Annotated in this window: 13 protein-coding genes; all 13 read left to right on the top strand. The window is 47.0% G+C overall.

Annotated features, from left to right (window positions below; genetic code table 11):
• Nucleotides 1-20: 20 nt before the first annotated feature.
• The 13 genes from lepB (BN102_RS02100) (at nt 21) to BN102_RS10495 (ending at nt 20,348) form a co-directional block, all read left to right on the top strand.
• Nucleotides 21-1,448 carry a signal peptidase I gene (gene lepB / locus BN102_RS02100; protein ID WP_019207411.1) on the top strand — a complete coding sequence of 476 codons (1,428 nt, stop codon included), beginning with the start codon at nt 21-23 and terminating at the stop codon, nt 1,446-1,448.
• A gap of 1 nt (nt 1,449) precedes the next feature.
• A complete protein-coding gene (gene lepB / locus BN102_RS02105) occupies nt 1,450-2,349 on the top strand; it encodes a signal peptidase I (protein WP_021311789.1) in 900 nt (299 codons plus the stop codon).
• Nucleotides 2,346-2,987, top strand: coding sequence for a WbqC family protein (locus BN102_RS02110; RefSeq protein ID WP_019207413.1), 642 nt, complete (start codon nt 2,346-2,348; stop codon nt 2,985-2,987). Before lepB (BN102_RS02105) ends, BN102_RS02110 begins: the two co-directional genes overlap by 4 nt.
• Before the next feature lie 183 nt (nt 2,988-3,170).
• On the top strand, nt 3,171-4,184 hold the full coding sequence (gene murB / locus BN102_RS02115; protein WP_019207414.1) for a UDP-N-acetylmuramate dehydrogenase: 1,014 nt from the start codon (nt 3,171-3,173) through the stop codon (nt 4,182-4,184).
• 12 nt (nt 4,185-4,196) lie between these two features.
• The gene (murA, locus tag BN102_RS02120) at nt 4,197-5,555 is read left to right on the top strand and encodes a UDP-N-acetylglucosamine 1-carboxyvinyltransferase (RefSeq protein ID WP_021311819.1); all 1,359 of its coding nucleotides are present in this window, start codon (nt 4,197-4,199) and stop codon (nt 5,553-5,555) included.
• A 141-nt stretch (nt 5,556-5,696) separates the two neighbouring features.
• On the top strand, nt 5,697-7,166 hold the full coding sequence (locus BN102_RS02125; protein ID WP_019207416.1) for a glycoside 3-dehydrogenase: 1,470 nt from the start codon (nt 5,697-5,699) through the stop codon (nt 7,164-7,166).
• Between the two features lie 107 nt (nt 7,167-7,273).
• On the top strand, nt 7,274-8,125 hold the full coding sequence (locus BN102_RS02130; protein WP_036786943.1) for a sugar phosphate isomerase/epimerase family protein: 852 nt from the start codon (nt 7,274-7,276) through the stop codon (nt 8,123-8,125).
• 303 nt (nt 8,126-8,428) lie between these two features.
• Entirely contained in the window at nt 8,429-8,977 is a 549-nt protein-coding gene (locus BN102_RS02135; RefSeq protein WP_051007705.1) for an RNA polymerase sigma-70 factor, read from the top strand.
• Between the two features lie 67 nt (nt 8,978-9,044).
• The gene (locus BN102_RS02140) at nt 9,045-10,022 is read left to right on the top strand and encodes a FecR family protein (protein ID WP_019207419.1); all 978 of its coding nucleotides are present in this window, start codon (nt 9,045-9,047) and stop codon (nt 10,020-10,022) included.
• Between the two features lie 215 nt (nt 10,023-10,237).
• Nucleotides 10,238-13,726, top strand: a complete 3,489-nt coding sequence (locus BN102_RS02145; protein WP_019207420.1) for a TonB-dependent receptor — start codon at nt 10,238-10,240, stop codon at nt 13,724-13,726.
• Nucleotides 13,727-13,745: 19 nt separating this feature from the next.
• A complete protein-coding gene (locus BN102_RS02150; RefSeq protein WP_019207421.1) occupies nt 13,746-15,533 on the top strand; it encodes a RagB/SusD family nutrient uptake outer membrane protein in 1,788 nt (595 codons plus the stop codon).
• 284 nt (nt 15,534-15,817) lie between these two features.
• The gene (locus tag BN102_RS02155) at nt 15,818-17,881 is read left to right on the top strand and encodes a glycoside hydrolase family 20 protein (protein ID WP_083867169.1); all 2,064 of its coding nucleotides are present in this window, start codon (nt 15,818-15,820) and stop codon (nt 17,879-17,881) included.
• 19 nt (nt 17,882-17,900) lie between these two features.
• Nucleotides 17,901-20,348: a family 20 glycosylhydrolase gene (locus BN102_RS10495; RefSeq protein WP_198006535.1), complete on the top strand. Its 2,448-nt coding sequence runs from the start codon at nt 17,901-17,903 to the stop codon at nt 20,346-20,348.
• Nucleotides 20,349-20,364 lie beyond the last annotated feature (16 nt).

Below are 20,364 nucleotides of genomic sequence, written 5' to 3' on the forward strand. Positions count from 1 at the left end.
GATAAAACTACTTTGAGCTTATGAATAGACCCGCACGAAAACAGATCGTAAAATGTGGCATCGCATTGTTGATTTGGTTTGTATTTATTGGTTGGATACGCAGTTGGTTAGGTTTGGTCGTCGTTCCGTTGATTGTGGATGCGTATATAACGAAGTTTATTCCTTGGGCATGGTGGAGGAAATCGAAAAACCCGACGGTCGTCTCGATAATGAGTTGGGTGGATGCCATCGTGTTCGCGCTGGTCGCCGTTTATTTTGTCAACCTGTATTTTTTTCAGAATTATGTGATCCCCTCTTCGTCCTTGGAAAAGTCGCTTCTCGTGGGCGATTACCTTTTCGTAAACAAGATGAGTTATGGACCTCGTACTCCTCAAACGCCGTTACACATGCCGTTGACGTCACATACGATTCCCGTCCTGAATTGCAAATCTTATTTGGATTGGCCTCGATGGAAGTATAAACGTTCGAAAGGGCTTGGAAAAGTGAAATTAAACGATATCGTCGTGTTTAATTTTCCCGCAGGCGATTCCTTGGCAACCAAAGTCCCGGCGGAGGGATTGTATTTGCTCTGCTATCCGATAGGAAAGAAATTGTCTCAACCCATTGATATGTCTGCTTTGAGTGTGGAACAACAACGTACCGTGTACGATTACTATTACCAGACCGGTAAAAAATATATTGAAGAAAATCCGGACAAGTACGGCGACATTATTTCACGCCCTGTTGATATACGCGAGAATTACGTAAAACGGTGTGTCGGACTTCCGGGACAGACGTTGGAGATAAAAGATCGTATCGTTTATTTGGACGGGGAACCCAATAAAGAACCCGACAATGTGCAATATCAATATCTGGTGAAGACCAAGAAACAAATACCGGAAGATTTGGCTTGGGAATTAGGCATTTCGCAAGAGGATCTATCCTATTATTACTCTAGAGAATCCGTTTACGATATGCCTTTGACGAAGCGTGCGAAAGAAGGCTTGTTAGTCCGAAAAGACATCGTTGTCGGTATCGATAACCCCGAAGAGAACACTGGCTCCGACTGGCTGTATCCGATGAATAAGGAAACGGGTTGGACGCGCGACAACTACGGACCTTTATGGATTCCGAAGAAAGGGGAGACCGTTCAGCTGTCTTTAGACAACTTGCCTTTCTACGAGCGTCCTATTCGGGTTTATGAAGGGAATGCCTTGATTGTCAAGGACGACAAGATATTGATTAACGGAAAAGAAGCCTCTACTTATACGTTTAAGATGGATTATTACTGGATGATGGGCGATAATCGGCATAATTCCCAGGATTCCCGTTACTGGGGTTTCGTTCCGGAGGATCATATCATTGGGAAGCCTATCTTTATTTGGTTGTCTTTGGATAAGGACCGTGGTTGGTTGGAAGGAAAGATCCGTTGGAACCGTTTATTCTCCATCGTCGGTAATATTAAATAATGTGAAAGTTTGTCGGTTTGTCATAGCGCTTCGGACTGTTACTGCGGTGATAGTTGTCGTACTCTTCAGCAAAGCTTTTGTCGTTACTTCGTGCACTATCCCTTCCACCGGTATGGAGAATAGTTTGTACCAAGGTGAAAGAGTCTTGGTGAACAAATGGAGCTATGGTCTGCGATTGCCCTTTTCTACAGTACGATGGATGGAACGTCCGATGAAAAAGGGCGATGTCATCGTGTTTAATAACCCCAATCCAACGGAGATAAATACCAAGATTTATAATCGCGAAATCTTTGTGGGGCGTTGCGTGGGCGCGCCCGGCGATACACTGATGTTGAACGACGAATTGTCGATCGATAACGATCGAGGAATGAGCCCTGACAGCAAATTGCTTTTCTCTTATCCTCATGAGGCGGAATCCTCGCTGTTGCCTGCTCTGAGAAAATTCGGCATTGACGAACGTTCATTGGTCGGTTATCAGAAAGGCAACTATATCCGGAGTCTGAGCCGTCGCGAATATGATCTCTTGCAGCAAGAATTGAAAGGAAAATGGAATCTTGCGCCTGTATATGAAGATAATATGCGAGAGAGCCGTCCTTTCATGATCCCCGCTAAAGGATTGACGGTAAAGATACATCCCTGGAATGTCAAACTGCTTTGCAATACTATCTCCCGACACGAGGGAAAACTCGCGGCCGTCAGGAACGACATCCTGTATGTAAACGGTTTTCCTGTGACTTCTTATATCTTTTCGAAAAATTATTGCTGGGTAGTATCGGATAACCCCGTCAACCTGTGCGATTCCCGTTTGTTCGGGTTGGTTCCCGATACACATTGGATCGGCAGGGTGGGCAGCGTGTGGTTCTCTACCCGTAAAGGCCGCCTGTTTAGCAACGTTCGATGATGAAAACGGTTTATTTGAGCTCTGCCTATCTGGCACCGGTGGAATATTATACGAAGCTGTACGATGCCGATAAGGTTTGGGTGGAACGATATGACCATTATGTGAAACAAACTTATCGCAACCGGTGCATCATTGCCTCGCCTGAAGGTCCTCTTTCGTTGAGCGTTCCGACGGAAAAAGGCGTATCGGACAAGATCCTGATGAAAGATGTTCGTATCTCGGAACATGGGAATTGGCGTCGTGTGCATTGGAATGCCTTCGAAACGGCCTACGGAAACAGCCCTTTCTTCGCATATTATGCCGACGATTTCAGGCCTTTCTATGAAAAGAGATATGACTTCCTTTGGGACTACAACGAGGCCTTGTGCGATATGGTTTGCACTCTCCTCGACATTCATCCGGATAAAACGGGAACTACGAATTACCGGACGAAATTTTCTCCGGGAGAGGTCGATTTTCGCAATGCGATTCATCCGAAGACGGATTATAGGGCAACGGACGAACGCTTCCGTCCACTTCCCTATTATCAGGTTTTCAGGGATAAATATGCATTTGTCCCGAACCTAAGCATTGTGGATCTGCTCTTCAACATGGGAGCGGAGAGCCTTTTGGTTCTGCGGGATTCCCTACGCCTCTAACGACGGTTAATCGGCCGTTTTCTTCTGAAAGAGGAGAATGTTTTGTCTTTTTAGAGATTCCGCTTTAAAAACAGATCTTGTATGGTAGGGCACATGCGACGTGCTTTATTAAAAATCTTGTCTTATCGGTCGATGACTATAGAATTATTTGTAATTTAGCAGGACAAATAGTTCTTGGTTGAAATGGCGGTGACGATTCGATATAATTACTCGCTTCTCGGGCATAACACTTTCGGAATGAACGTGCGAGCCGCCCGGTTCATTTCCTATGGTTCCGTAAACGAGTTGAAAGAAGTCTTGAATATGCTTTGCAAGGAGCGATCAATGTTGCACATCGGCCGAGGGAGCAATCTCTTGTTTACGAAAGATTTTGAAGGGACAATCCTCCATTCGGAAATTCGCTTTACGGAGATCGAAGCCGAAGAGGACGAAACGGTTTTCGTTCGGGTGGGGAGTGGTGTCATCTGGGATGATTTTTGTGATGAAATGGCGAAAAATAATTATTACGGCGTTGAGAACCTCTCGTATATCCCCGGCGAAGTAGGCGCTGCCGCCGTGCAGAATATAGGGGCTTACGGAGTAGAAGCGTGCGAGACGATAAAAGAGGTGGCGACTGTCGAGAGGGCGACGGGACGGGAACGGATCTTTGTCAAGGATGAGTGTCGGTACGGTTATCGGGATAGCATCTTTAAAAATGAATTGCGAGGAAAGTATATCGTTACAGCCGTACTTTTCCGTTTATCTACCAAGCCGGCGGTGCACTTGGATTACGGACAGCTTCGGGATTTGCGTTCTTCGGATACGGTTCCGTCGGCCGGAGCAATCCGGCAGGCGGTCATCCGCATTCGGCAAAACAAGCTGCCGGATCCGGCAACGTTGGGCAATGCTGGTAGTTTCTTTAAAAACCCCATCGTTCCGGTGGGGAAATATAACGAGTTGGCGGCGCATTATGCGCCCGTACCGCATTATATGATCAATGAGGAGCAAGTGAAGATTCCTGCTGCCTGGTTAATAGAACAGTGCGGCTGGAAAGGAAAGAAGCGGGGCGGGGCGGCCGTATATGGACAGCAACCCTTGATTATCGTGAATCAACATCGAGCCGAGCCGGAAGATATCATTCGATTGGCTGCTGCTATTGGGCGAACCGTGTATGATAAGTTCCAAATACATCTGTATCCTGAAGTCAATTATATCTAATCCGAGAAACATATGTCGTCATTTTTAGTGGAGGGAAATCATCATTTAGCCGGCGAGATCGTTCCGCAGGGAGCTAAGAACGAAGCCTTGGAAGTTATTTGCGCTACCTTGTTGACGAGCGACGAGGTGATCGTCGATAATGTCCCGGACATTTTAGACGTGAACAATCTGATTCGATTGCTGCGCGATATGGGCGTAACGGTGAAACGCGTGGGCAGTTGTTTGTATCGTTTTAAAGCAGACCGTATCGATACGGCTTTCGTCGAGAGCCCTACTTTCCTTGAGCAGTGTGCGAGGCTTCGCGGTTCGGTGATGATGATCGGTCCCCTGCTGAATAGATTGGGCAAGGTCTGTTATGCCAATGCAGGAGGAGACAAGATCGGTCGGCGCCGTTTGGATACGCACTTCAGAGGAATCAGTCATTTAGGTGCAGCGTTTTCCTACGATGTGGAGAAGCACGCCTATAAATTTGAAGCGAAAGCACGGCTGCAGGGAGCATCTATGTTATTGGACGAAGCTTCCGTCACCGGTACGGCCAATATCATCATGGCTGCCGTCTTGGCAAGGGGGACGACCGTTATTTACAATGCCGCCTGCGAACCGTATATCCAGCAATTGTGTAGGATGTTGAACGACATGGGAGCTCGCATTTCCGGCATTGCCTCGAATTTACTCACCATCGAAGGAGTGGAGTCGTTACACGGGACGTCGCATACCATTCTTCCCGACATGATCGAAGTAGGGAGCTTTATCGGTATGGCAGCGATGACTTGCAGTGAACTGACTGTAAAGAACGTATCGTGGGAGAATTTAGGGATTATTCCGGACAGTTTTCGCCGGTTAGGCTTAATCTTGGAACGACGGGGGGACGATATGCACATTCCCCGTCAAGATCATTATGAAATAGAATGTTTTCTCGACGGGTCGATTCTTACGCTTTCCGATGCCGTCTGGCCGGGGCTCACGCCGGATCTGTTGAGCGTTCTTTTAGTGGTCTCTACTCAGGCGAAAGGGAGTGTCCTCATTCACCAGAAGATGTTCGAGAGCCGACTGTTCTTTGTCGATAAATTGATTGATATGGGGGCGCAAATCATCCTTTGTGATCCGCACCGGGCAGTTGTCAACGGACATGATCGCCGTATCCGTCTGAAGGCCAATCATATGGTATCGCCCGACATTCGCGCCGGAGTAGCGATGTTAATCGCCGCCATGAGCGCTGAGGGGATAAGCCGGATCGATCATATCGAACAGATAGACAGAGGATATACGAAGATAGAAGAACGGCTTCGCACGATCGGAGCTCATATCACCCGAATAGATTCACCTCCTGTCGAAATTGCGCCAGTCGGGAGTGAAAGGATAAATTTATAACCGTTTGATGACATTTTTTAACCTTTTTATTTTGTCGAAAATAGAAAGTTTGTATATTTGGTTGCTGAAAGAAATTTATTTTGATGCACATCACAGAATGTGCAGAAGTCAATTTTATCATACTTTTTAAACAAATCTTTTATGTCTGTATCGAGAAGAACATTTTTAAAGACGGGAGCTGCTGCTGTGGCAGGGCTTACCATTGCTCCGAGTAACATCTTGGGTAAAAGTTTCGGGCATCTGTCTCCGAGTGACAAACTCAACATCTTGGGTGTGGGTATTGGCGGAATGGGGGCGAGCGATCTTGCTAAAATGGATAGTCAGAATCTGATTGGTTTGGCGGATGTCGACTGGAGTTATGCAAAACCCGTTTTCAACAAGTATCCCCACGCCAAGCGGTACAAGGACTATCGCAAGATGTACGATGAGTTAGGACAGGAGGCCGACGCCGTAGTGGTGGCTACGGCCGACCATACGCACGCCATTATTACAGCCGACGCCATCACTTTGGGAAAACACGTCTATGTAGAGAAGCCCTTGACTCATTCTATCTATGAAGCCCGCTTGCTGAAGCACCTGGCTAAACAGTACGGAGTGGTTACCCAGATGGGAAACTGGGGCGCTTCGGGCGAAGACACCCGTAAAATTATTCAATGGGTGCAAAACGGTGAAATCGGCGAAGTGCGGCGGGTGGAATCGTTTACCGACCGTCCTATCTGGCCGCAAGGTTTGCAGAGACCTGAGAAAGTCGATAGAGTACCGAATACTCTGGACTGGGATCTCTTTATCGGGCCGGCTCCTTTCCGCCCCTATAACGCGATTTATCATCCATGGAACTGGCGTGGATGGTGGGACTTCGGCACCGGGGCCTTGGGCGATATGGCGTGTCATATCCTCCATGCGGCATTCGTAGCGTTGAAGTTAGGCTATCCCTCCAAGCTGCAGGGCAGCTCGACAGCGTTACTGACCGATTGCGCGCCGAGCGCTCAATCCATTAAGTATACCTTCCCCTCACGTGACAATTTGTCCAAAGTGGCGCTCCCCGAGTGCGAAGTCTACTGGTACGACGGTGGTATTAAGCCGGAACGCCCGCCGATGCTGCCTAACGGCAAGGAGATGAACATAGATGGCGGTTGCACCATTCTTTACGGTTCGAAAGACACATTGGTTTACGGTTGTTATGGGCATAAGCCTTATTTGTTGTCAGGCAGAGAGCCGAAGTATACGCCGAATAATCATGAAATCAAAGATTCGGAACATCAGATGGACTTCGTCCGCGCTTGCAAGGAATCTCCGGCGAACCGCGTTCCCACTTATTCCGACTTTTCGGAAGCGTGCGATTTGACAGAGATGGTCGATATAGGCGTATTGGCCGTTCGTCTGCAATCCTTGAACAAGATATTGGAATGGAATGGGCAAGACATGAAATTCTTGAACATCAGCCCGAACGAAACCATGAAGATCATGAAAGTCGATGGGTTCTCGGTGCGTAACGGACACCCGACATTCAATAAAACTTACACGGAACCGTTCAATGCACTTGAATTTGCCAACGAGCTGGTTAAACACAACTATCGTCAAGGCTGGAAGTTACCCGATATGCCCAGATGAAATAGATGAAGTAGAGAATATATTTTTTTAAAAGAGCGAGGTGCGGGCATCGAACATGTCCGCACCGATTGCCCATCATACCGAAAAACATAAAAAAACAGACTGATATGAGAAAATTTTTTTCATTACTGGTTATCAGCCTTCCATATCTCTTGGCTGCCGGATGCAGTAGCCATGAGACGAAGGCAGAGAAGCAAGGTTGGAAACTTGCCGTGCAATCGTATACCTTCCATAAGTTTTCTTTTATCGAAGCGCTCGATAAGACGAAGGAACTGGGAGTAAAGTATATCGAAGCCTTCCCTGGGCACAAGCTCGGAGGGAAATACGGCGATGCCGTCTTCGGCTACCAAATGGACGAACAGACCCGTAAGGAGTTGACGGACAGCGCTGCAGCAAGAGGGATTAAGATCGTCGGCTCCGGCGTGTTCACTACGGAAAACTCCGAAGAATGGGAAAAAGAATTCCAGTTCGCCAAAGCGATGGGGATGGAATACATTACCTGTGAACCGGAATTGCGCGATTGGGAATTGGTGGACAAGCTTTCCAAGAAGTACGAAATGAGAGTAGCCGTTCACAATCACCCCAAACCATCGGTATATTGGGATCCGCAGAACCTGCTCTTCGCCATTTCGAAACTGAACAAAGGCATCGGAGCTTGTGCTGACGTCGGACACTGGAACCGGTGCGGCCTCGATCAGAAAGAATGTCTGAAAAAGCTTGACGGCCGTATCGTCTCTTTGCACTTTAAAGATATCGCCTCCAAGCAGGTCGATAAGGCTCAACACGATGTGATCTGGGGCACGGGCGTCCTCGACGTGAAAGGTATGCTCGAAATCCTGAAAGAGCAGCGTTTCAAAGGTTATCTCGCGATCGAATACGAGTACAACTGGGATCATTCCGTTCCCGACATCAAGCAGTGCATCGAGTACTTTAAGCGGGTGACCGACGAGGTTTTGTAAAACTGCTGCGCGTTCTACGAGCCGAAAACAGGATTGTCCGGTTTACGTCTTAGCCTGATTTCGGGAAGAAGATGCCATCTTCCGGAAAATAGCCTCATTAATATAAAAAATAGGGAGGAGGTTTTGTGAGCATTTTTATTGCAGATTAATATAGTTCGTCATATTTCGTCGGGAGAGTTGATCGCAGGTCGGGGGTGACTTTGTACATCTCTGCGGATAAACAAAAACGGCGAAAAGATATTTAGTTACGGAATAAATTGATTAATTTTGTCCGTCGAATCACAACCATGAAATATGCGTGAGATGAAAAAAAATTTTGAAACGTTCTATATTACATGGTATTCACGGGTAAAGCGGTTTGCTTGTTCGTTTGTAATGACGGAAGAAGACGCGGAAGATATCGTTCAGGATGTCTTCCTTCAGTTGTATCTTCAAAGAGACTTTTTCGATGCCTCCATCCCTCTGATCTCTTATCTGTTCATATCGGTGAAGAACAAATGTTTGGATTTTCTCCGGCTAAGGATAGCAGCCCAGCATGCCGTCGACAGGCTGTCAAACGAATACGAAGCCGATCTTCGAATCCGGTACGAATCGTTGGAAATGCTTCTGGTCGACTTCTCGGAGGAGAAGTCTCTTCATCTCCGCTTGGAAAGAGCTTTGGATAAATTGCCGGAGCAATGTCGAAAGATTTTTATGATGAACAAATTAGAAGGAATAAAGCAAAAAGAGATCGCTCAAGTACTGAATCTTTCCGTCAATACCGTAGAAACGCAGATGGGAATCGCCTACAAAAAGTTGCGTGAAGAACTGAAAGATGTGGTGCTCTTCTTACTGTTTCTGTTTCTTTTATGAAATAAATCGTTTTTTTTGGCGGATTTTTCTCTTTCATTCGTCTTATCTCTCGAAAGTGAATGCATCTATGGATTTTCGGATATTGAAATATGGCAGTGACGAATTGGACAAAGAGGAAAAGAATTCATTATTGAAAGAGGCCGACGCTGACCCGCAACTGAAGGACGAACTGATAGCTGTTCGACAAGTGCATTCGTTGATGGCTTGCTTAAAGCGGGAAGGCGATACGGCGGAAGGTAAAAGAGAGTGGAACCGTTTTCGTGTGACCTGTCGGCGAAAACGACTGCGGAAGGTCGGGACGATCGGCTTGCGCTATGCCGCCGTCGCTTTATGCGGTTCACTCCTCACGTGGTGGCTAACCTATACCCGTACGCATGAAGCGCCGGTGGTTGCCGAAGCCTCTGTTCAAACACTTGTCGTGCCGGCAGGCCAGCGCGCTCGAATCACATTGCCGGACGGTACTAACGTATGGGTCAATGCCAAGTCGACGTTGACTTACCCTTCCGTCTTTCAGGGAGTAAGAAACGTGTCGATAGACGGCGAAGCGCTCTTCGAAGTCGCAAAAGGCGAAGCTCCTTTTATCGTAAACACGGGCAAGATAGACATAAAGGCCGTCGGAACTCTCTTCAATGTCTTCAACTATCGAAACGAGAAGCTCTCCATTGCTCTTTTGGAAGGCAAGGTAAAGGTCTACAAACCCGGCAACGAAGCCCAAGGAACATTGATGAACCCCGACTATACGCTGGTACAGACCGACTCCAACGATTACCGGATAGAACGGATGAAGAATAACCCCGTCTTGTGGAAAGACGGAATCTATGCGTTCAATAACGAGCGCATGAGGGATATCATCCGGAAATTGGAACTCTACTTCGATGTGGAAATCACGGTGAAAGATCCTTCTATCTATAAAAAACAATATACCGGAAAGTTCCGTCAAAGCGACGGCGTGATAGAAGTATTGAGGATTATCCAGAAGATCAATAAATTCAATATCCGAAAAGTGGAAAATACGAATAAAATCATATTGTATCGTTCCTCTTAAATGACAGTGAAAAGCCCATGAAAAATAATTGAACGATCCGCTTGATAAGAAGATCGGCAGATGCTGCCCACATCTACCGATCGGAATGTTAAGTAAACATTAAATCTTTTTAGAAATCCAACATTATTTACTTAAACGTGTGTGAAGTTATGAAATTAAAACCTTTATTAGGCTATTTGTCTAGCCTAAAATCTAAAAACAGGACGTTAAAAATTATGAAAGTCACGTTATCGTTGGCATTTGTCTGTGTCTTTCAACTCCTTGCCGCGACGGGAAAGGCACAAAATACGCTCATAGAACTGCCGTCTCGATCGGTCTCGGTAGAAACGTTGTTCTCGCAAATAGAAGAACAGACAGGTTATCTGATGGTTTACAGTAACTCGGAAATCGATGTAAAGGCGGAAGTCACCTTCTCGTCCAAGAAAGGAAAAGTCGGCGAACTCCTCGATGAATTGTTGAGGGGCACGGACTTGAAGTATGAGTTCACCAACAATTACATCGTGTTTTCGAAATCAACCGAAAAGGACCGTATTGCCGATGTCCGTCAAATGAGGAAGCGAGTGACTGGCAAAGTGATCGATAATAACGGCGATGCGGTGATCGGAGCAAGTGTGCTCGAAAAGGGAACATCCAACGGTACGATTACCGATTATGAGGGAAATTTCGTCTTGGAAGTGAAAGACAATGCGACGTTGGTAATCTCTTTCGTCGGTTACAAGACTCAAACCCTTGCCGTTGGCAACCGAAACTCTGTACAGGTGCTAATGCAGGAAGATACGGAAGCGCTGGAGGAGGTCGTCGTGGTCGGCTATGCCGTACAGAAGAAAGCCAATCTCTCCGGCTCTGTGGCTACCGCCGATACCAAGAAATTGGTCGACAGACCGATCAGTAACGTCGGTTCGGCACTGCAGGGCGCCGTTGCCAACCTGAATATCGACCCTATATCCGGCGACCCTAACGATTTGCCTTCGTTCAATATTCGCGGTTTCACTTCCATCAATGGCGGTTCTCCGATGGTCGTCATCGACGGAGTTATTTCGGATATGCTGGAATTGAACCGCTTGAATCCGACCGATATAGAAAATATCTCTGTTTTGAAGGATGCTTCTTCGGCCGCTATTTACGGCTCGCGCGCTGCTTATGGCGTTATCTTGGTTACGACAAAGACCGGGAAGACGGAAAAGGTAACGGTCAATTATAACGGTAATATCGATTTCAGAGGATTGACGGTCACGCCCGAAGTGGTGAGCGACCCGGAGATTTTTTTCCATGACAAGAATCAGGCCGAGACCGGTAGCCCTAATCAAGGCGGTTATTCGCCAGCCATGTTCGATGCGCTTGCAGCCTGGAAAGCGGATAAAACCAAACCGGGATATTGGTATAATCCCGACTGGGACGAATATATCTATTTTACCTTCTGGGATCCTGTCAAGTCTTATATTAAGAACGATGCCTTTACGCAGAATCATAACATTAGCCTTTCCGGAAAAACGGATAAAGTGAACTATTACCTTTCCGGCAATTATCAGAACCAAGAAGGTATGATCAAGTACGGCAGAAACGACTACGCCCAATACAATACCCGTGCTAAATTGGATATTCAGATTACTCCGTCCTGGAAAATCGGATCCAACACCAGTTTAATATCTGCCGAATACAAGACTACCAGCCGTTATTTGGATAAGCACGACGATAACCGTAAAAACAAATGGGGATATGGAACGATCATCGAATCGTTACTTTCTTTGGTCCCTTTCGTTCCCTCGCCTTTGGAGGATGAGAACGGTTACGTTTACGACTGGGTAACGGATGCAGGGTATTTAGACCGCGGCGGTAATGCCAAAAAGCATGATACTACGATTAATCAGCAGTTTACTACTCGTGTGGACTTCATCAAGGATGTACTCTTTGTAAATGGTCAGTACAACTTCTCTCTTCAGAAGGTTACCACCGATAAAACTTATCTCCCGTTCGTAGGTTCGGGCGGTTTGGATTCCGGAACGTGGGTGAATCAAGAAGTTTCGTCGGCTAATTCGACCAATGCTCGGGTCAGACATATTACATGGGATGTCTATGGAACCTTCCACAAGAGATTCGCTGAAAAGCATGATCTGACTGCCATCGTCGGATTCAATCAGGAGTCTTATCGTTATAATACGCAGTTTGGCGGTCGTGATCACTTGATTACGAATTCCGTTCCTTCTTACAACCTGGCGTACGGGACCTCGACGGTCGATGAGTCGACCATTACCTGGGCTTTGCGCGGGTTATATGGACGTTTAGGTTATATTTATAACGATAAATACATTGCAGAGTTCAATTTCCGCCGTGATATGACTTCCCGTTTCCCGCATGCGAGCCGTACGGTATTCAACCCTTCGGGATCCATTGCTTGGGTTCTTTCCCAAGAGAAATTCTTCAAACCGTTGAAGACTGTATTCGATCATTTTAAAATTCGTGCTTCTTATGGCCGATTGGGCAATCAAGACGTCAGTTACTTGAACGAATATGGGAAACGCGTAGAAAGTGTTTATCCTTATATTCCTTCCATGGGGGCGGATATAAAAAGGAATATCAATCTTGGCGGTTCATATCCCATGTATGTAACGACTCCCGGCTTGGTTTCCGGTAGATTGACATGGGAGAAAGTTACGACGGTCGATATTGGCCTCGATTTGACCATGTTGAATAACCGTTTGACATTCACAGGGGATCTCTACCGTCGGGATACGAAGGATATGTTGACCAGTCAGGGACGTGATCTTCCGTCTGTTTTAGGGACCGCTGTTCCTCAAGAGAATGCCGCCGATTTAAAGACTATCGGTTGGGATATTACCGTAGGATGGAGAGATCAATTTAAATTGAGCGGTAAGCCGTTCAATTATAATGTGGATGTGACGCTGTCGGATAGTTGGGCTCAAATAACGAAGGTCGCTAATTCAACCGGTTCTTTAAACTCTTATTACAAAGGGCAGGAACTCGGCGAAATCTGGGGATTGAAGACTTTAGGTCTCTTTGCCACAGATGAGGAAGCTAAGAATTGGGCAGACCAATCAGAGCTGTTATATCAGCCGGGTAAGTATCCGCAAGCTGCCGGTACGATTAAATGGGAAGATCGTGATGGAGACGGCAAGATCTCAAGAGGCAAATGGACCTTGGATGATCATGGCGATTTCTATAAGATTGGCAATACGTCTATCCGATATCGTTTTGGTATTACCTTGGGAGCGTCTTGGAACAATTTCGACTTGAGCGCATTCTTCCAGGGCGTGTTGAAACATCAATACTATCCGCAGTGGTACGATCGTTTCTTTTGGGGGCTTTACAGTATCAACTGGTACAATGAACCCATGAGTAACTATACTGACCGTTGGACAGAAGAGAATCGGGATACCGGCAAATTCTTTCCCAAATTGTGTCAGGGTAACGCACATTCTGACACGAAAGAATTAGGTAGCCCGCAAACTCGTTATTTGCAGGATGCATCTTACATCCGTCTGAAGAATTTACAGATTGGATACACATTGCCCCAATCGATTCTTGGAAAACGGTCTTTTCAAAGAATCAGAATCTATTATTCAGGCGAGAATCTGTTCTGCCTTTCTGGTTTGTACGATGGGTATAAAGCCGATCCGGAGAACTTAGGCTGGCAGAACTATCCCTTGCAGAGGCATCATTCGTTTGGTGTTAACGTCACTTTCTAACCTTATAAAATTCAGGAATATGAAAAAGATATATTTGACAATATTTGTGCTTACAGGCTTGTGGCTAACAAGCTGCAATGATTCTTTCCTCGATCAGATACCGGAAACTCAAATTACTGAGGCTAATTTTTTCAAAACTGATGCGGATTTGGAATTATATTCTAATAATTTTTACACCTTTTATTATGCAGGTACGGATTCGTATGCCGCGATGAGTGATAGCCCGTCGGATAACGTCGTGTGCGGTAATACGACGGATGCGATATATAATTATATGTCTGGAGCTACCAATGCCAATAATGTAGGCAAATGGGATTGGAGCAGCATTCGTCAGGTGAACTTCATGATCGCTCGTCAAGGCCGTGCTACTGGGATCAAAGCTAATCATTACAGGGGATTCGCTCGTTTGACTCGTGCTCTGCTTTATTATGGTATGACGATAGCTTATTCTGATATACCTTGGTACAGTCGGGATCTTCGAACGGATGATAGGGAATTGCTGTATAAAACGCAGGATTCACGTGCATTGGTAGTGGATTCTATTATGGCCGATTTGGACTACGCTATAGCTAACATGAAAACGGCAAAAGAATTGGGCGATCACGTGCATGTTTCTAAAGATGCAGCTTTGGCGATTAAAGCTCGTATCTGTTTGCAGGAAGCGGCATGGCGTAAATATCACCCGGAATTGGGTTTAAGCGATGCAAATAAATTCTATCAGGAAGCGATCGCTGTATGCGAACAATTGATGAGCATGGGCTATTCGTTAACTCCTGACTATGCTGGCATTTTCTGCAATGTTTCTTTAGCAACCAATTCGGAAACGATTTTATATCGGGATTATGATCGCGGCTTGGGTATCATGTGGTGGTATAGTGGAGGCTTTTCCGGAGGTAATTATGGATTGTCCAAAGATTTGTTCGACTCCTATCTTTATTTGAAGGACAACGGGACGACGATGCCTTATACGTCCGTATCGGGTTATAAGACCAAATCGTATTCGGAAGGTTTTGAACATCGCGACCCTCGTTTAAAAATGACATTTATTTATCCCGGATGGAGACGCCCCTCATCGGATACTACCCCTTTCGTTCAGACAATCAATACTACGCAAGGTTATCACTGCCTGAAATGGGAACCGATGTACAATTTGGGAAATGTATCCGGTTATGGATCTGGGAGTACTTGTTTTGGCGATATATCCCTGTATCGTTTTGCCGAAACGCTGTTAATCTTTGCGGAAGCGAAAGCCGAGTTGGGACTGTTGACTCAAACGGATCTGGACAATACCGTTAATAAGCTTCGGGCTCGTGTAGGGATGCCTGCCGTACAACTTGCCGATTGGGCGACAAACGTGGATCCTGTTCTGGAAGCTAAATATCCGAATGTGAATTCTGCGCAGAAAGGGGCTGTTCTGGAGATTCGTCGGGAACGTCGCATCGAATTGGCTCAAGAAGGTTTCAGGAAGAATGATTTGTTCAGATGGGCCGTAGGAACGATCTTGGAGAATCAGGGCAAGGGAATTTATGTCGGAACGACATTCCCCGCGGAGATCGATCTGACGGGTGACGGCGAACCGGACGTGGCCGTTGTCTCCAATCAAGCTGATAAGGAGATTGAAACGGCTAAAGGCCTTTCTGCTTATATGATCGGTACGGATGGTTTCAAGGTGTCGGAAGACGGGTTTATAGAACCGGCTGACGCCAAGGGTATCTATACTTTCAAAACCGCTTATTATTATACGCCCGTAAGCACGCAGGATATAACGGTTAATCCTAACTTGAAACAGAATCCTAATTGGAAATGATGACAGAACTAAGAGTCCCGATCTCAAAAGGGCCGGGATTCTTTCTCTCCGTAAAATGATGAGGGATTGCCGTTCCGTTTTTATAATGCGGGAGAACTTTTACTGCCGGCGAAAGATGCGGAGGAATCGTCTTTTACGGTGTGTTTTCGTTTTTTTACCGGTAGATAGTGTCGTTATTTTTTTTATATTATATCCGGAATGGTAGTTCAGCCTATCCTTAAATTTTCTATCTTTCGGATCGAAAGAGGTAACATACGAAATAATCTTGGACAGATAATCGAGATATGAATAGAATAATGAGAACGTGGCTGTGGGTATTGTTCGTCTTCCTTTCCTTTTCTATGGGAAGGGCGCAAGGCGATCGCAAGATCTGTGTCATTCCGAAGCCGCAAAATGTAGTGATGGGAGGCGGAGAGTTTGTGTGGAATGCACGGACGGAATGGCATACTAATCTGAAAGGAAAGGAAAAAATCCTTTTAGACCGGTATTTGCAAATGCTTCCCTATCGCTTGGCGAAGGGGAAAGTAAAAGCCGATGCGAACATCGTGAGGTTGACACTCGAATCGTTGCCCAATACGACGAATCCGGAAGCATATCTCTTGCAGGTAACCCCCAAAGAGATAGAGGTGAAGGCCAATACCGGCGCCGGACTCTTTTACGGTTTACAAACCTTGTTTCAATTGGGTGGAGGAATCGATTCTGCCGAGTTGAACATCCCGTGCGTGACCATCAGCGATGAACCGCGTTTTGTGCATCGCGGTTATATGTTGGATGTATCTCGTCATTTCTTCCCGAAAGAATTTATCCTGAAGATGTTGGATGTGCTGGCTTATTATAAGATCAATGTCTTTCATTTCCATTTGGTTGATACCGGCGGTTGGCGCATCGAAATATCCCGATATCCGAAGCTGACGGAGATGACGGCCTATCGTCCTGCTGCCGATTTGGACGAATGGCGGAGACGGAAGAATGTCTTTTGTACAAAGGAGGTGGAAGGCGCTTACGGCGGGTATTACACGAAGGACGATATCCGTGAAATCGTGGCTTACGCTGCCGCCCGCCATATCACTGTCATCCCGGAAATAGATATGCCCGGCCATAGCCGAGAGGTACTGTGGGCTTATCCGGAATATGCCTGCAAAGGGAAGAATGCGAGCAACAGCAATGAATTGTGCATAGGCCAGGAGGAGACATTCACGTTCTGCAAAAACGTGCTGAAAGAAGTGATGGAACTCTTTCCTTCCGCATACATCCATATCGGCGGCGACGAGGCTAACCGAAATATCTGGAAAGAATGCGACCGGTGTAAGAAACGGATGGCCGAAGAGCATATTGACGGCGTGCCCGGCTTGCAGAATTACTTTACCAACAGCATAGAGCGGTTTTTGGCTGCACACGGAAAGACGCTGATCGGATGGGATGAAATCTTAGACGGAGACGTATCCCCAAGAGCGGTCGTCATGTCTTGGCGAGAAGAAGTGGATGGCGGAGGAGAGGCTTTGCGCAGAGGGCATCGGGTGATCCAATCGCCGACGAGCCATTGTTATCTCGACTATTTTCAGGACAATCCTTACTTTGAGCCGCAAGGATTGTTGGGGTATACACCCTTAAAGCAAACTTACGGTTTCGAACCTCTTCCGGAAGGCGATTTCGACAAATCGCTGGTCTTGGGCGTACAAGGCAATTTGTGGACGGAACATGTGTCGGATACCGACCGTGCCGAGTATATGACGTTTCCTCGCATGTTGGCTGTTGCGGAAGTCGGCTGGACGAATCCGGCATTGAAATCTTATCCCGATTTCCGCGAACGCGTCTTGAAAGCGCTCGATTATTTGCGGGCCAGAGAGATCCATCCTTTCAATCTGAGCACGGAGATCGGCCCCCGTCCTGAAGCGGAGAAACCCGTCTGCAGTCTGGCCAAGGGAAAGAAGGTCACTTATCTGAAACCGTATAACAGAGAATTTGCCGCTTCGGGAGAGACGACATTGACCGACGGCTGGCTTGGCAATTGGAACTCGAACGGCGCCCGCTGGCAAGGTTTCGGAGGAGATATGGACGTCGTGATAGATTTGGAACAACCCACGGAACTTCATGCCGTAAAGGCTTCCTTTATACAGATATTGACGGGCGGACAGTATATCCCCGAAAAACTTGAAATCTCCATCTCGGATGACGGAAAGAACTATCGATCCTTGTATGAGCATACTTACGAAACGGATAATAAGCGATTGTACGAGATCTATCTCTTCGGATGGGTCGGAAAGTCGAAGGCGAGGTATATTCGATTCCATGCTACGAGGGCCATCTCTTGGGGGAATATCCTTTCGGATGAAATTATTGTAAAATAACGGATAAAAACAAATGCTTATGAAGAACATTGATCAGAAAGTGATAATGCTTGTAATAGTATTATTCGGGCTTAACGCCGTTTGTGATGCGCAAGTTATTCCGGCTCCGCAAAACATGAGCCGGAATAAAGGAACGTTTACGATGAATGCCCAGACAACATGGTATACCAATTTGAACGGTAAGGAAAAGAAGCTGATGACGATGTACATGGCGACGCTTCCTTTCCGGCTTGTCGAGGGAAAGGCATCGGATAAATCGAACGCGTTGCGATTGGTCGTCGCTTCGTTGCAGTCGAAACACAAAGAGGCTTACGTGCTGAATGTCACCCCCGAAACGGTGGAGATCAAAGCCAATACGGGCGCCGGTTTGTTTTACGGTATGCAAACCTTGTGGCAACTGTCGAGCTCCGCTTCTACGCTGAATGTGCCGTGTGTGGAAGTGGTCGATGAGCCTCGTTTCGATTATCGAGGATTTATGCTCGATGTCAGTCGGCATTTCTTTTCGAAGGAATTTGTTTATAAGCAGCTGGATCTGCTGGCTCATTATAAGATCAATACCTTTCATTTCCACTTGGTCGACGGCGGAGGATGGCGCATCGAGATGAAGAAATATCCGCAACTGACGGAGATGACGGCCTATCGCCCGAACGAGAATTGGAGCGAGTTTTGGAACGGAGGACGCGAGTTCTGCTCGAAGAACGCCCCCCATGCCTATGGTGGTTATTACACGCAGCAGGATATTAGAGATATCGTTCGCTATGCGGCGGTTCGGCATATTACGGTAATCCCCGAGATCGACCTGCCCGGGCATAGTAACGAAGTCTTGCTGGCACTGCCGCAGTTGGCCTGCGAGGGGCATGACTATAGAACCAGCTTTGAGCTTTGTATAGGAAAAGAAGAAACCTTTCGGTTCTGCGAGAACGTGTTGAAGGAAATCATGGATTTGTTCCCTTCCGAGTATATCCATATCGGCGGAGATGAGGCCAACCGCGATCGCTGGAACGCTTGCCCGGATTGTAAGAAACGGATGGCAGACGAACATATTGCCGATGTGGCTGAATTGCAAAGCTATTTCACCCGTCGCATCGAGAAATTCGTCAACCGGCACGGGCGAAAGATTATCGGCTGGGATGAAATCCTGGACGGACCCGTGTCGAAGAGCGCGACGATCATGGCCTGGAGAGAGGAATCGGGCAGCATGACGAAAGCGACCGAGCAGGGACATCACGTCGTGATGACGCCGCGGGGCCATTGCTACATCGATTATTTGCAAACGGAGTCTTCCACTCAACCGAGGTATGCCGAAGGCTACCTGCCTCTGAGCGAAGCGTACGAATTCGAACCGGTTCCTGCCGGAACGAAAAACCCCGCGTTGGTCTGGGGCGTGCAGGGCAATTTGTGGACGGAATACATCGCGACGGACTCGTATGCCGAATATATGACTTATCCGAGGATGATGGCCCTTGCAGAAGTGGGATGGACGAAGCCGGAACATAAATCCTTTTCCGATTTCTATCGACGTATGCTGCATGCTCAGCAAGCGATGAAAGACAAAGGGTATAATTCGTATAATATAGATGACGACCTGCGAAAAAAGCAAACCGAAACATGGAAGGCGAAACATGTGATCCTGATAGGCATCGACGGCTGGGCTGCCGCCAGCATGGCGAAAGCCGACATGCCGACCGTCAAAAACATGATGCGGAACGGCAGCTACACCCTGAAGAAACGTTCCGTATTGCCCTCGGCATCGGCGATCAATTGGGCTTCGATGATGATGGGAGCCGGCACCGAAATGACCGGTTATACGAAGTGGAATACCCGGATTCCGGAAATACCCTCGTTCGTGGTCAATACGCATCATATATTTCCCACGATTTTCTCCGTGTTGAGAGAACAGTTCCCCTCGGCCAAAACAGCCGCCCTCTTCGATTGGGACGGCATTAAATACGTGATAGATACCTTGGCGATCGACGACGTGATGTGGAAAGATCAAGCCGGATACGGAAAAGAAAACGGAGAGGGATTCGGCGATCCCCTCGATTATGTGAAGATCGCGGAGAATTATATTAAAAAAGAAAGACCGACGTTCTTCTTTACGTATTTCGGAGGATTGGACGAGACCGGACACTTGCACGGATGGTATACCGATCGATATTATGCTTTCGAAACGAAGTTGGATCAATGCATAGCCAGGATCGTTCAGGCTACGAAAGATGCGGGGATTTATGAGGATACCGTCTTCATCCTTTCGTCCGATCATGGAGGTATCGATAAGGGGCACGGCGGCATCACGTTGGAGGAGATGGAGTCTCCGTTCATTGCTTTCGGTAAGAATGTCCGGCCGATGGGGGCATTCGACGAAACGATGATGCAATTCGACATCGCGGCGACCATCGCTTATATTTTCGGATTGGATACACCGCAAGCGTGGATCGGGCGGCCGATGAAACAACTGTTCCGGTGATCCGCACTTCCTTCGT

Source organism: Phocaeicola abscessus CCUG 55929 (assembly GCF_000312445.1).
Lineage (GTDB): Bacteria > Bacteroidota > Bacteroidia > Bacteroidales > Bacteroidaceae > Phocaeicola > Phocaeicola abscessus.

What these genes read in the sequence shown, in the direction of transcription:
- BN102_RS02150 (WP_019207421.1), top strand. Translation starts at nt 13,746, where the DNA reads ATGAAAAAGATATATTTGACAATATTTGTGCTTACAGGCTTGTGGCTA.
- BN102_RS02145 (WP_019207420.1), top strand. Translation starts at nt 10,238, where the DNA reads ATGAAAGTCACGTTATCGTTGGCATTTGTCTGTGTCTTTCAACTCCTT.
- murA (WP_021311819.1), top strand. Translation starts at nt 4,197, where the DNA reads ATGTCGTCATTTTTAGTGGAGGGAAATCATCATTTAGCCGGCGAGATC.
- BN102_RS02130 (WP_036786943.1), top strand. Translation starts at nt 7,274, where the DNA reads ATGAGAAAATTTTTTTCATTACTGGTTATCAGCCTTCCATATCTCTTG.
- BN102_RS02155 (WP_083867169.1), top strand. Translation starts at nt 15,818, where the DNA reads ATGAATAGAATAATGAGAACGTGGCTGTGGGTATTGTTCGTCTTCCTT.
- BN102_RS02110 (WP_019207413.1), top strand. Translation starts at nt 2,346, where the DNA reads ATGATGAAAACGGTTTATTTGAGCTCTGCCTATCTGGCACCGGTGGAA.
- lepB (WP_019207411.1), top strand. Translation starts at nt 21, where the DNA reads ATGAATAGACCCGCACGAAAACAGATCGTAAAATGTGGCATCGCATTG.
- BN102_RS02125 (WP_019207416.1), top strand. Translation starts at nt 5,697, where the DNA reads ATGTCTGTATCGAGAAGAACATTTTTAAAGACGGGAGCTGCTGCTGTG.
- BN102_RS02135 (WP_051007705.1), top strand. Translation starts at nt 8,429, where the DNA reads ATGAAAAAAAATTTTGAAACGTTCTATATTACATGGTATTCACGGGTA.
- murB (WP_019207414.1), top strand. Translation starts at nt 3,171, where the DNA reads ATGGCGGTGACGATTCGATATAATTACTCGCTTCTCGGGCATAACACT.
- BN102_RS02140 (WP_019207419.1), top strand. Translation starts at nt 9,045, where the DNA reads ATGGATTTTCGGATATTGAAATATGGCAGTGACGAATTGGACAAAGAG.
- BN102_RS10495 (WP_198006535.1), top strand. Translation starts at nt 17,901, where the DNA reads ATGAAGAACATTGATCAGAAAGTGATAATGCTTGTAATAGTATTATTC.